The sequence below is a fragment of the Paenibacillus sp. sg306046 genome (assembly GCF_059821225.1).
In genome coordinates this window covers 104,777-117,829 of the sequence record NZ_JCAMRT010000001.1, presented here as the reverse complement: position 1 = coordinate 117,829, position 13,053 = coordinate 104,777, and the positions used below count along the sequence as shown (strand labels likewise).

Annotated in this window: 10 protein-coding genes; 8 read left to right on the top strand and 2 right to left on the bottom strand. The window is 54.5% G+C overall.

Going from position 1 to position 13,053, the window contains the following annotated elements; genetic code table 11:
* Positions 1 to 76: 76 nt before the first annotated feature.
* The 4 genes from citZ (at position 77) to AC6ROY_RS00480 (ending at position 4,339) form a co-directional block, all read left to right on the top strand.
* A complete protein-coding gene (gene citZ / locus AC6ROY_RS00495; protein WP_500097997.1) occupies positions 77 to 1,189 on the top strand; it encodes a citrate synthase in 1,113 nt (370 codons plus the stop codon).
* Positions 1,190 to 1,364: 175 nt separating this feature from the next.
* On the top strand, positions 1,365 to 2,660 hold the full coding sequence (gene icd / locus AC6ROY_RS00490) for an NADP-dependent isocitrate dehydrogenase (protein WP_500097996.1): 1,296 nt from the start codon (positions 1,365 to 1,367) through the stop codon (positions 2,658 to 2,660).
* Positions 2,661 to 2,797: 137 nt separating this feature from the next.
* Positions 2,798 to 3,739: a malate dehydrogenase gene (gene mdh / locus AC6ROY_RS00485; protein ID WP_500097995.1), complete on the top strand. Its 942-nt coding sequence runs from the start codon at positions 2,798 to 2,800 to the stop codon at positions 3,737 to 3,739.
* Positions 3,740 to 3,913: 174 nt separating this feature from the next.
* Positions 3,914 to 4,339, top strand: a complete 426-nt coding sequence (locus AC6ROY_RS00480; protein ID WP_500097994.1) for a hypothetical protein — start codon at positions 3,914 to 3,916, stop codon at positions 4,337 to 4,339.
* A 145-nt stretch (positions 4,340 to 4,484) separates the two neighbouring features.
* On the opposite strand, the gene yfbR is transcribed toward AC6ROY_RS00480, so the two are convergent.
* Positions 4,485 to 5,069: a 5'-deoxynucleotidase gene (gene yfbR / locus AC6ROY_RS00475; RefSeq protein WP_500097993.1), complete on the bottom strand. Its 585-nt coding sequence runs from the start codon at positions 5,067 to 5,069 to the stop codon at positions 4,485 to 4,487.
* 129 nt (positions 5,070 to 5,198) lie between these two features.
* Here yfbR and AC6ROY_RS00470 point away from each other — a divergent pair, with 129 nt between their 5' ends.
* From AC6ROY_RS00470 to AC6ROY_RS00455, 4 genes are all read left to right on the top strand, one after another.
* On the top strand, positions 5,199 to 6,740 hold the full coding sequence (locus AC6ROY_RS00470) for a fumarate hydratase (RefSeq protein ID WP_500097992.1): 1,542 nt from the start codon (positions 5,199 to 5,201) through the stop codon (positions 6,738 to 6,740).
* Positions 6,741 to 6,758: 18 nt separating this feature from the next.
* The gene (locus tag AC6ROY_RS00465; RefSeq protein WP_500097991.1) at positions 6,759 to 7,739 is read left to right on the top strand and encodes a bile acid:sodium symporter family protein; all 981 of its coding nucleotides are present in this window, start codon (positions 6,759 to 6,761) and stop codon (positions 7,737 to 7,739) included.
* Between the two features lie 76 nt (positions 7,740 to 7,815).
* Positions 7,816 to 9,615 (top strand): two-component system histidine kinase PnpS, encoded by a 1,800-nt coding sequence (gene pnpS, locus AC6ROY_RS00460; RefSeq protein ID WP_500097990.1) that lies wholly within the window; start codon positions 7,816 to 7,818, stop codon positions 9,613 to 9,615.
* A gap of 82 nt (positions 9,616 to 9,697) precedes the next feature.
* Positions 9,698 to 10,417, top strand: a complete 720-nt coding sequence (locus tag AC6ROY_RS00455; RefSeq protein WP_500097989.1) for a response regulator transcription factor — start codon at positions 9,698 to 9,700, stop codon at positions 10,415 to 10,417.
* Positions 10,418 to 10,587: 170 nt separating this feature from the next.
* Here AC6ROY_RS00455 and AC6ROY_RS00450 read toward each other — a convergent pair whose 3' ends face one another.
* Entirely contained in the window at positions 10,588 to 12,807 is a 2,220-nt protein-coding gene (locus AC6ROY_RS00450) for a methyl-accepting chemotaxis protein (RefSeq protein WP_500097988.1), read from the bottom strand.
* Between the last annotated feature and the right edge of the window lie 246 nt (positions 12,808 to 13,053).

The following is a 13,053-nucleotide window of genomic DNA, read 5'->3' as shown; positions in this document are numbered from 1 at the left end:
TCTAAATTTGTTCACATTGTTTGGCAAATCCTTTATAGTAGACATAGGTGAATTGAACGCAAAAGGAGAGATTATCTTGACGGCTACCAAAGGATTGGAAGGAATCGTAGCGACTACGTCTTCCATTAGCTCCATTATTGACGGTGTACTGACTTACCGCGGCATCAATATTGACGAACTCGCCGAGAACGCCACATTCGAAGAAGTCGTCTACCTGCTCTGGTACGGCAAGCTGCCTAATCGCTCCGAGCTCGCTGCGCTAGTGAAGGAACTGAGCGACAATGCGGCTGTTCCGGCTGAAGTGCTCGACCAAATCAAACTTTTCCCGCAGGATGTCAATACGATGGCCGCGTTGCGTACCGCCGTGTCCGGTCTTGCGTTATATGATGCAGAAGCAAATGACATGACGCCGGAGTCCAACCTCCGCAAGGCGATCAAGCTGCAGGCGCAGCTGCCTACGATCGTGGCTGCCTTTGACCGCATTCGCAAAGGACTGGAGCCGATCGCTCCGAAAGCCGGCGCAAGCATCGCTGAAAACTTCCTGTACATGCTGACAGGCAACGCGCCTGAGCAGATTGCTATCGAGGCGCTTGATAAGGCGCTTGTGCTGCACGCGGACCATGAGCTGAACGCTTCGACGTTTGCAGCGCGTGTTACCGTTGCTACGCTGTCCGATATTTATTCCGGCGTTACGTCGGCAATCGGCGCGCTCAAGGGACCTTTGCACGGCGGCGCCAACGAAGCGGTCATGGCGATGCTGGAGGACATCGGCACAGCTGACAACGTGACGAGCTACATCAACGACAAGCTGGCCAACAAAGTGAAAATTATGGGCTTCGGTCACCGCGTTTACAAAAACGGCGATCCGCGCGCAAAGCATCTGCAAAAGATGTCCCAGGAGCTGGGCAAGCTGACTGGCAACATGAACTGGTACGATATGTCGATCCAGATCGAAGACATCGTGACCGGCCAGAAGGGTCTCAAGCCGAACGTCGATTTTTATTCCGCGTCGGTATACACCTCGCTGGAAATTCCGCGCGATCTGTTCACACCGATTTTCGCGATCAGCCGTACGTCCGGATGGACAGCTCACATCTTGGAGCAGTACGAAAACAACCGTTTGATCCGTCCGCGCGCCGAATACACAGGTCCGTCGCATCAGGCATACGTGCCAATCGACAACCGCTAATCGGCCGGATGATGACCAGACTTATCATCGTTACCTGCACGGGCTGTCTGCGGCAGTCCGCCTAACCTTCCGGGGGAGGGCGGGCTGCGGCGGCTCCCGTATGTCTTTTTAGAGGTATATTCATGCAGGGGTCAGCATGTGCTGACTCTACTTTTACGAGGAGGAATATGTACACATGGCACAATTCGAGCAATATGCGTTGCCGACTGAAGGCGAGCGCATCACGATCACAGACGGTAAACTGAACGTTCCTAACCAGCCGATCATTCCATTCATCGAGGGCGACGGCACAGGTCCTGACATCTGGGCAGCTTCCAAGCGCGTATTGGACGCGGCTGTTGAGAAAGCTTACAATGGCGAGAAAAAAATCGCATGGTACGAAGTATTTGCCGGCGAAAAAGCCTTTAACCAATATAACAACTGGCTGCCTGCCGACACGCTGACGGCGATCCGCGAGTACATCGTAGCGATCAAAGGACCGCTGACAACGCCAATCGGCGGCGGTATCCGTTCCCTGAACGTAGCGCTGCGCCAAGAGCTGGACTTGTATGTCTGCTCCCGTCCTGTCCGTTACTTCAACGGCGTTCCTTCGCCGGTAAAACGCCCCGAGCTGGTTGACATGGTTATTTTCCGTGAAAATACAGAAGATATCTATGCGGGCATCGAGTGGGCTGAAGGCTCCGAAGAAGTGAAAAAAGTGCTGGAGTTTCTGAAAAACGAAATGGGCGTTAAGAAAATCCGGTTCCCTGAAACGTCCGGGATCGGGGTTAAGCCTGTTTCCAGAGAAGGCTCCCAGCGTTTGGTTCGCGCCGCGATCGAATACGCGATTCAGCACAACCGCAAGAGCGTTACGCTGGTTCACAAAGGCAACATCATGAAGTTTACTGAAGGTGCGTTCAAAAACTGGGGTTATGAGCTGGCTGAGCAAGAGTTCGGCGACAAAACGTTCACTTGGGCGCAATACGACCAAATTAAGGCAGAGCAAGGCACTGACGCAGCAAATGCAGCCCAAAAAGCAGCTGAGGCTGCTGGCAAAATCATCGTAAAAGATGCGATTGCCGACATCGCGCTGCAGCAAGTACTGACGCGTCCAACAGACTTCGACGTGATCGCAACGCTGAACCTGAACGGCGACTACTTGTCTGACGCTCTGGCTGCTCAAGTTGGCGGCATCGGCATCGCTCCAGGCGCTAACATCAACTATGTAACCGGCCACGCGATTTTCGAAGCTACGCACGGTACGGCTCCGAAATATGCAGGTCTGGATGTCGTGAATCCAGGTTCGGTTATTTTGTCCGGCGTTATGCTGCTTGAGCACCTTGGCTGGCAAGAAGCGGCTGACCTGATCTACAAAGGTCTGGAAACGTCGATTAACAACAAAACCGTTACTTATGACTTTGCACGTCTGATGGACGGCGCTACAGAAGTAAAATGCTCCGAATTCGCAAACCATGTAATTGCTAACTTCTAAAAACCGCACAGAACTTGCATCAACGCGCCCTGTTGCCCGGCGGCTGAACTTCATGCTCAGCCGCCTTGGCAAAGGGCGTGTTGCTGCATGCGGCACTTGATTGCATTCCAAAACAACCCTTAGGGAGGGATTTTCGAATGGCTATCCAACGTAGGAAGATTACGGTTGTCGGCGCGGGCTTTACCGGTGCGACAACTGCCTTGATGCTGGCGCAAAAAGAACTCGGCGACGTGGTATTGCTTGATATTCCGCAGCTGGACAATCCAACCAAAGGCAAAGCGCTCGATATGCTCGAAGCTTCTCCGGTGCAGGGCTTTGACGCCAACATTACGGGGACGTCCAACTACGACGATTCCGCGAATTCGGATATCGTCATTATCACAGCCGGGATTGCACGCAAGCCGGGCATGAGCCGCGACGATCTCGTCAACACCAATGCAGGCATCGTGAAATCCGTGTGTGAAAACATCAAAAAAACGAGTCCGCAATCCATCGTGCTCATCCTGTCCAACCCGGTTGATGCGATGACTTACGTAGCCTTCGAAGCCCTTGGCTTCCCGAAAAACCGGGTCATCGGCCAATCCGGCGTGCTGGACACGGCGCGTTATTGTACCTTCATCGCCCAGGAGCTGAACGTATCGGTTGAAGACGTGCGCGGCTTCGTGCTTGGCGGCCACGGCGACGACATGGTGCCGCTTGTCCGGTACTCGAACGTGGGCGGCATCCCGATCGAAAAGCTGATCTCCGCAGAACGGATCGCAGCAATCGTGCAGCGTACGCGTACCGGCGGCGCCGAAATTGTCAACCTGCTCGGCAATGGCTCGGCTTATTATGCGCCGGCCGCTTCACTGGTGCAGATGACCGAAGCGATTGTGAAGGACAAGAAGCGGATCATTCCGTCCATAACGTTGCTACAGGGCGAATATGGCTATGACAACCTGTTTATGGGCGTGCCTACGCTGCTTGGCGGCGACGGCGTCGAAAACATTTTCGAGCTTGAGCTGCTGCCGGAAGAAAAAGCCGCGCTTGATAAATCTGCGGAATCGGTACGGAACGTGATCAAGGTTATCACGCTGTAACCTGAACGGCTCTGCCATTGCAGTCCGTGCTGAACAGCCCTCGGAGTTAATCCGCGGGCTGTTTTTTTAGCTTTCAATGAATTTCAATGAAATTTGTCACAGGTTCGTGTTTGCTCAAGTGGAGCGCTTTCGTTATACTAGAAACAAACAGAACGATGGGGAGGCTCTGGCATTATGCTGCAGGTATTGCTGTATCTTCACGTATTAAGCGCGATTTTAATGGGCATCTATTTGGTGCTGCCGTTTCTCATCAATCGGGTGGACAAGCTGCAATCGGGCGCATCCAAGGTTGGCTTTCTGAGCGTGCTGTTTGCGACCAATCGCATTGGTCAATTTTCGCTTGTGCTGGCGTTTCTGACAGGCGGCTACATGGTCAGCAAAGGCGATTATTCAATCGCGTGGATGGCTGTAGCGGTGCTGCTGTTCTTGGCGCTCGCCGCGCTGACCGGAATTATGGGCAAGCGGATGCGTCTTGCTGTCAGCGAGCCGGCAGGCGGCTCTATTGCGATGCAGCTCGGCTCGATTAAAACGCTGGCGCTTATTAACGGTCTGGTGTTTTTCCTGATCGTGACGATGATGAAGTTCCCGACCTTGTTTTAACGAAACGCCGGTCACTTACAGGAAACGCTGGCAACAAGCGACGCAGTCGCGCAGGGCAAGAGGAAAGAACCTTCGCATTCTCTTCATAGGGAATGGAAGGTTCTTTTGTCTTAGCTTATAAAATTTATAAGTTTTGAGCCTTTTCTTACAGCTCGTCGATCGTTTTCTCGAAGCTCGGCGCCATATGCTCGACGAAGTAGTCCAGCTCCGGCATGCTGAGTGCGGCCATCGCTTCCTCCAGCTGCTTTTTCGCCGTAGCAAATTCACGATTGCCGGCGGACAGCTCGGTCACACATTTCAGGTACGCATCCAGCAGGTCAGCGCCCTTGACATATTTTTTGTACACCGTGAGCTCGGTCGTCTTTTTGGCGTTGATCAGCGGCTCGTACACCTCGTGCAGCGGGGCTGGAATCATATCCAGCAGCCGTTCGGCGGCGAGCTGTTCAATTTCGCGGAAGTTGGATAAAATTTTCGGGTTATGGTGCTTGACGGGAGTCGGAATGTCGCCGGTAAACACCTCCGTTGCGTCGTGAAACAAGGCCATGCTGACAATTTGATCTGTCGGGACATCGCGCTTGAATACCGTGTTGGCGATGGTGCAGAGCACATGGGTCAGGATGGACACGTGAAAGGAATGCTCGGCGACATTTTCCTTCATCACGTTGCGCATCAGGCTCCAGCGCTCAATGTAGCGCAGTCGGTACATGTAAGCGAAAAAATGACTGTTCATTCATTCATCATCCTTATTTGATAACTTGCAGACCACGTGGGCTGCCAGAACGAATTATACACGATTCGGCCGCCCTATGGTATGATAGAATGGTGTATTTTAGCTACCGAAAGGAGTCTTTCATTCATCATGCAGCAATTTCAAGCGAGTATTTATAACCTGATTGTGGAAACCTCCACCAATCTGCCTGCTGACGTTCGCGAAGCGATCCAGGACGCACGGACGAAAGAGGATGCCGGTACACGCTCCGCGTTGTCCTTGTCCACGATTGCCGACAATATCCGGATGGCCGAATGCAACGTTTCCCCGATCTGTCAGGATACCGGCATGCCGACCTTTATCGTGCATACGCCGGTGGGCGCGAACCAGATCGAGATGAAAAAGGCAATCATCGCGGCTGTCGCTCAAGCGACCAAGGACAGCAAGCTGCGGACGAACTCTGTCGATAGCTTGACCGGCGCCAACAGCGGCGATAACATCGGGCCAGGCACGCCGGTCATCCACTTTGAGCAATGGGAGCGTGCGGAGATTGAAGCGAGTCTCATTTTGAAGGGCGGCGGCTGCGAGAACAAAAACATTCAATACAGCTTGCCGACCGAGCTGGAGGGGCTGGGCAAGGCAGGCCGCGATCTCGACGGTATCCGCAAATGTATTCTGCATGCCGTCTACCAGGCGCAGGGCCAAGGCTGTAGCGCGGGTTTCATCGGCGTAGGCATCGGAGGCGACCGTACGACAGGGTACGAGCTTGCCAAGCATCAGCTGTTCCGGACCGTTGACGATGTAAACCCGCACCCAGAGCTGCGCCAGCTGGAAGAGTATGTGATGGAAAATGCCAATAAGCTCGGAATCGGCACGATGGGCTTCGGCGGACAAGTATCGCTGCTTGGCTGTAAGGTGGGCGTAATGAACCGGCTGCCGGCAAGCTTCTTCGTATCGGTCGCTTACAATTGCTGGGCGTTCCGCCGTCAAGGCGTGCTGATCGACGCAAGCACAGGCGACATTACCGAGTGGGTATACCGCCGCGGCAATGAACTGCCGATGCAGAAGGACGAGCCGTCCGAGGCAGCCGCTGCGGCAGGCGAGGAGCGCCGTGAGGTTGTGCTCCAGATGCCGGTGTCGGAGGAGCAGATCCGTTCGCTGCGCGTCGGCGATGTCGTCATTATTAACGGACCGATGTACACGGGACGAGACGCGCTGCACAAATATTTGATGGACCATGATTCCCCGGTTGATCTGAATGGCGCAGCGATTTACCATTGCGGACCGGTGATGGCCAAGGACAGCGAAGGCGGCTGGGTCGTGAAGGCGGCCGGACCGACAACGAGTATTCGCGAGGAGCCTTACCAGGGCGATATTATTAAGAAATTCGGCATTCGTGCAGTCATCGGCAAGGGGGGCATGGGTGCAAAAACACTCAAGGCGCTGCAGGAGCATGGCGGCGTTTATTTGAACGCGATCGGCGGCGCTGCGCAATATTATGCCGAATGCTTCAAGAAGGTGGAAGGCGTTGATTTTCTCGAATTCGGCATTCCTGAAGCGATGTGGCATCTTCAAACCGAAGGCTTTGCCGCAATCGTCACGATGGACTCGCACGGAAACAGCCTGCATGCGGATGTAGAGAGCGATTCACGCGCCAAGCTGGAGCAGTTCAAAGCTCCGGTATTTGTCTAACGAACGGCGGCGACTTGCATGAGAGAGAATGGGAACCGATTGAATCGGCTGCTCGAACAATATTTATTCATCTTGACCCCGGTATCGCTGATACTCGGGTTTCTTTTATCTGGCTACATGAAAACGTGGGTGAACGCCATTCCGTGGCTGTTCGCCTATCTGACGTTTGTGATGGCCTCCGGCTGCAGTCTGCGGCAAATTCGCGAGGCGGTGCGGATGCCGCGGATGATGGCGCTGACCTTTATGCTTGCCCATGTGGTTGCGCCGCTGATGGCTTACGGAATCGGGGCCGCGATTTTCGGCGTTGAATCTCCTTATGTTGTAGGCTTCGTGTTATTTGCCGCGATTCCGCTCGGCGTATCGTCTGTGATCTGGGTGTCGCTGTCGCGAGGTCATGTGCCGTTTACACTGGCGATGATTGTCATCGACACGGCGTTAAGCCCATTTGTCATTCCGCTGGTGCTGGAGACGATGTTCGGCGCGACGATTGAGCTTAATCATACGGGCATGCTGATCGACCTGCTGAAAATTGTCGTTGTGCCGACGCTGATCGGCGTCGCTGTGAACGAATTGTCCAGTTACCGGTTCAAGCCATGGTCGGCGCCGGTATGCGGCCCAACGTCGAAGCTGGCGCTTTGTACGGTCATTATGATTAATGCGGCGGCGATTGCGCCTTATGTGGCGGAGCTGAAGCGGGATATGCTGATGGTCGTGCCGCTGGTGATGCTGCTCGTCATTCTTTGTTATTTGACCGGCTGGGCGGGTTCGTTGTGGACGCGGCGGCCGGAGCTGATCGTAGCGGTGACGTACAGCGCGGGGATGCGCAATATATCGCTTGGCCTGGTGCTGGCGCTCGCCTACTTCAGTCCGCTGACCGCAGTGCCGGTTGTTCTGGGCATTTTGATCCAGCAGCCGTTTGCCACCTTAAACAGCGCGTTTATGAAAGGCTTTATGCAAACGAATCTTTACAAAAAAATAACTGGTGTTCCTTCAGCCTAGCAGGTACGATATGGAGTAAAACGGCTTCTGGCAGGCCGCATTCAACAGCCTACCCGGAATGGAGGGACCATTGACGATGAATATGTTCCGCGCGCGGCTGACCTTTCTGTTTATGCTGTTAATCGGCGTTTCGGTGTTGGCGGCGGGAGTTTTTATGGCAAGCGTGCTCCGCAACTCGTATATGGATTCGTTAAAGCTTAACCTGGAACGCGAGCTGCGTATTATTATGACTACGGTGGATATGCAGCATCCTGGCTCCGAGGCGGAAAAGCTGCAATTTTACACCCAGCAGGCGCAGCTGCTGAAACGCTCTGCCGATGCGCGGGTTACCTTCCTGCGGCCGGACGGCAAGGTGCTCGGAGATTCCGACCGCGACGCCTCTCAACTGGAGTCTCATACGGACCGTGAGGAGGTCATTAACGCGCGGAAGGATGGGATCGGCTTTGCGACCCGCTATAGCGAGTCGGTCGGACGCAATTTGCTGTATGTGGCGCTGCCTGTGCAGGCCGGGGCGGCAGACCATATCGGTTTTATCCGGCTGTCCATGTCGCTGACCGAGATTGAGGATTCGATTCGCCGGGTATGGTTCATTTTGCTGGGCGGACTGGCTGCCGTATTTGTGCTCGCCGGACTGATCAGCTACCGGGTTGCCTTCAATGTGACCCGTCCGATCGAGCAGATTACGCGTGCCGCTCAGCAGATTACGGATATGAATTACAAGTACCGGGTTACGGTGAGCAAAAAAGACGAGATCGGTCAGCTCGGCAGCGCGATCAACCGGATGGCCGACAGCCTGCAGCTGCAGATGGACCGCATCCTTGAGGATGAAAGCCGACTCAAGAGCGTGCTCGAAAATATGATCAGCGGCGTCGTCATGGTGGATCGTGAGGGCAAAATTGTGCTGCTCAACCGCTCCGCCGAGGAAATTCTCGGATTTTCGTCGCAGGAGCTGCTGGGCAAGCGTTTCGATCAGGCGAAGCAGCAATACGAGTTTACCCAGCTTATTCAGGAATGTATCGAGTCGCGGGAGCATATTCGGGATGAGGTTGTGTTTTATTTTCCGACGGAGCGTATTCTGGAAATTAACCTGAATCCGATCTCGCAAAGCGGACAGGACTGGTCTGGACTGCTGATCGTGCTGCATGATATTACGGCCGTCCGCCGTCTGGAGCGGATGCGCAGCGAATTTGTCGCCAATGTGTCGCATGAGCTGAAGACGCCGATTGCTGCGGTCAAAGGCTTCGCGGAAACGCTGCTTGCCGGCGCGCTGAACGACAAGGATACGGCAAGGTCGTTTTTGCAAATCATTTTCGATGAAAGTGAGCGCCTGAACCGGCTGATCGGGGACATTCTGGAGCTGTCCAAAATCGAATCAAAGCGAATTCCGCTGCAGTTTTCTCCGATTCATCTGGAATCGTTCGTCACGAATTGCCTGAGCGTCTTGCAGGCGCAAGCGAGATCGAAGGACATCAAGCTCGGCATGAACGTACCGGCTGATCTGTTTATAGAGGCGGATGAAGACCGGCTGCGGCAAATTTTGATCAATCTGCTGTCCAATGGTATCAATTATACGCCGGAGGGCGGCCAGGTGAGCATCAGCGTTCAGCATATGCCGAGTGAAAACGGACTGGCGGAGGCGGATCAGGTCCGCTTTACGATTAGCGACACCGGCATCGGCATACCGAAGAAGGATATACCGCGTATCTTCGAACGCTTTTACCGGGTGGACAAGGCGAGGTCCCGCGTGTCGGGAGGTACGGGGCTCGGCCTCTCCATCGTCAAGCATCTGATTGATCTGCATAAGGGCTCGATCCGCGTGGAGAGCGAGGTTGGCGTCGGTTCAACCTTCCGGATTGATATGCCGCTGATTCATTAGAACCTGTGACGGATTTACCGTTTGTCAATATAAACGTGCTGTGCTAAGCTTGAGCTATAGAACTTGAATTCGGGGGAACCACATGGCACATAGGATACTTGTGATTGAAGATGAGCCTACGTTAGCCCGCCTATTGTCGTATAACCTGTCGCAGGAAGGCTACGAAACGAAGGTGGTAGATCACGGAAGTGATGGCTTGCAGGCGGCCCTTCAGCAGCAGTTCGATCTGATCGTGCTGGATATTATGCTTCCGGGAATGAATGGATTTGAAATTTTGTCCAAGCTGCGGCAAAAAGGAAACCGGACCCCTGTCATCATTCTTACCGCCCGCAATGCGGAGGAAGAGGTTGTACAGGGGCTGAAGTATGGAGCCGATGACTATATTACGAAGCCGTTTGGCGTAGCCGAGCTGCTGGCTCGCGTGTCGGCGGTGCTGCGCCGGACGATGGCGGATGAAGGGCTGCAGGAGAAGGCAGCCAGCGGAGAAAAGGTAATAACCGTCGGCGAGCTGCATATTTACCCGGAGAAATACGAGGTTGTGCTTGCCGGTGAGTCGATTCCGCTGCGCCCGAAGGAATTCGAGGTGCTGCTGTATCTCGTGCAGCGCCCCGGCGTTGTCATCACGCGGGATGATCTGATGAATATTGTCTGGGGATTTGACTACATCGGTGGACAGCGCACGGTTGACGTCCACGTCAGCTCGCTTCGCAAGAAGCTGGAGATGAACCAGCAGTCGGTTCAAATTGAATCCATCCGCGGCGTCGGCTACAAGCTGGTCGCTTCGCCGGTGAAAAAGGCTTGACCTGCGCGCCGAAGCTGTATGGTCAAGCTCACAAGTAAAAACAAGGGCTCCCTTTCTCGGAAAAGGGGGCCCTTGTTTTTATGTGCCCGCTCTTCGACGCGGGGGATATCGACATCTCTAGTCCGCTTAACGTCATAAAATTAGCGGAGCGAGGGAGGCGGCAGGTCCGCTTATACCGGCTGCAGCTTTTTATCCTCTGCCTGCTTGCTGTCCGCCTGAGCTTGCTCTTCCGCCGAAGATTCGCTTTCGGATGACTTCGCTTCCCTCGCTACAGATACTGGCTCGACAGGCTGCTGGGCGGCTTGCGTGTGCTGCTCCTGCAGCACGTCGGGTGCTGCCTGCTGCGGCTCCTCGGCATCTTGGGCCAGCTGCTCGTCTCGCGCCTCAGGCTGCAACCGAGCCTCCTGCGCTGCAGCCTGCATCTGCTCCTCCTGCGCTGCACGCTCCAACCGCTCGTCCTCCGCAGCCTCGCGCGGCTGCTTGCTCCGCACAGTCAGCCGTCCGTCCTGTACGGCGGGCTGCTCGCTTTGCTCCGACCGCTCCGAATCAACGGCTGTCACTGCCTGCAGGCGCTCCGGCGCGTCCTCGACCAGCGGCGCTATTCCGCTGTCGCTTGCAGCTGCGAGCTCGCCCGAATGCTGTTCAAGCTCGGCTTCCGTGCCAATCTTGAACTTGTTCATTTCGGTGAACAGCCGCTGTGCCAGCAGCAAAATTTCATCGGCTTCCGTTGCGATATGATGAATCGCCTCATCTTGCTGGTGCGAGGAGGAGGTGACCTCTTCCACCATAGCAGCCGTTTGCTCCGCGATGCTGGCCATCGTATGGAGCGAATCGACCAGCTCGTGATTGCGGCTTTCCGCCGTTTCGATCCGTTCGTGAATCAGCGAAATATGCCCGGCCAGCTCGTCCATCGAGCTGCGGATGTCCTGGAAGGCTGCCGAGCTTTCCTCCATCTTGCCATTTTGGACTTCAAAGGATTGCTTCGCTTCGCCAAGGCTTGCTTCCAGCTCTTGAATTTGCTGCGTCAGCGACCTGATGATGACCTCGATCTGCTTCGACGAGCTGCTTGTCTGACCGGATAACTGACGGACTTCCTCGGCAATGATGGAGAAGCCTCTGCCATGCACCCCTGCGCGTGCGGCTTCAATGGCGGCATTCAGCGCGAGCACATTGGTTTGTGTGGCAACCTCGGTAATCGAGCTCACGATTTTACCGATTTGCGCAGAGCTTTGCGACAGCGTGTCCATGGCGGAAAATACTTGCAGCAGCACTTTCTCCGAATGCTGGGCAGCAGTTTTCAGTTCTTTCATAGATTCGGTGCCCAGATGCGTGTTGAACGCCGTCTCCCGGCTCTTGCGCTGCATGGTGTCTGTGATGCGCGCAATATCCTGCACCTCGGTCGCCAGCTCGGTAATAGCGGAGGAGCTGAGATCGGAATGCCGCGCCTGCTGATTCGTCCCGTCGGATATTTCCTGAATCGCCCGGACGACATCGCGGTTCACCGCCGCCGTTGCTCCGGAAAATTCCCGGAACGACTCGGAATGCGACGTCAGGGAGGAGGCGACCCGTTTCGTATTGGCCAGCATCCCGCGAACCTGCTCCACCATCAGGTCAAAGTTCCGGCTCAGCTTGCCCAGCTCGTCATTGGAGGAGTTGTTGATCGTCTGGCTTAGGTCGCCTTGCGCCATCCGGTTGACCGCTTCCTGCAGCCGGCGGATCGGCTTGACGAAGGAACGAATCAGAGCGAACGCAATGCCGATGCTGACCAGCAGCACGATGAACAGGGAGAGCATCGAGGTGTTCAGCGAGGAGATGACATAGTCGTTGGACCCGGCGATGGCCGCTTGCACATCCTGAGCGTACGCCTCATTAAACTGATCGACCAGCTCGAAAATATATTCCTTATGTACCTGGGACAAATCGTGCAGCCGGGCCAGCTCCTGATTCATTTCGATGGGCGACAGGCTGCTGTTTTTTGTAATCGGAATAGCGGCGTCAAAGGTAGCGGTATATTCCGTAGACACATTTTTCAGCTTGGCGCTCCATGTCCGCTGATCGGCATTCGAGGCGCTGGAGGCGATTTGCTCCACCAAGGCGTAAAATGCCGTTTTGTTGCTTTCGAACTTTTCGATCAGCGATTCGTCACGGGAGATAAGGAAGCCCGATTTGATCGCGTCGATTTCATTCGTTTTTATTTTTAATTCCAAGGCGAGCTGCTGCTTCTTCATCTCCTGGTTCTGGTGGAGCACCTGCATATGGATGCCGTTGACCTGGGTGCGATGATGGACGGAGGCGGCGATAAAAATACCGAGCAGCGCCACAAAGCTGATGATCAGCTTGGCCTGCAGGGTCAACTGCCAACCCGCCGGAAGCTTCACTCTACGTAACATTAACAATTCCTCCTTTGTACAAGAAAAAAATGGGAAGTCATAATGAATACAGGAACAGTGTACGCCTCGAAAATTAAGCCTATATACGGATTGCGTAAACGGAATGTAAATGTTTCCAGGGTCTTGAAGACTAATTTCAGCGGTTATGACACGTTTCATAGATTTCGAGATTTTTAACATTGCGTTAACAAAGGAACGAATTAGCGAAAACAATCAAACTGTAACATTGCCCTTGTGAGCAAAAAA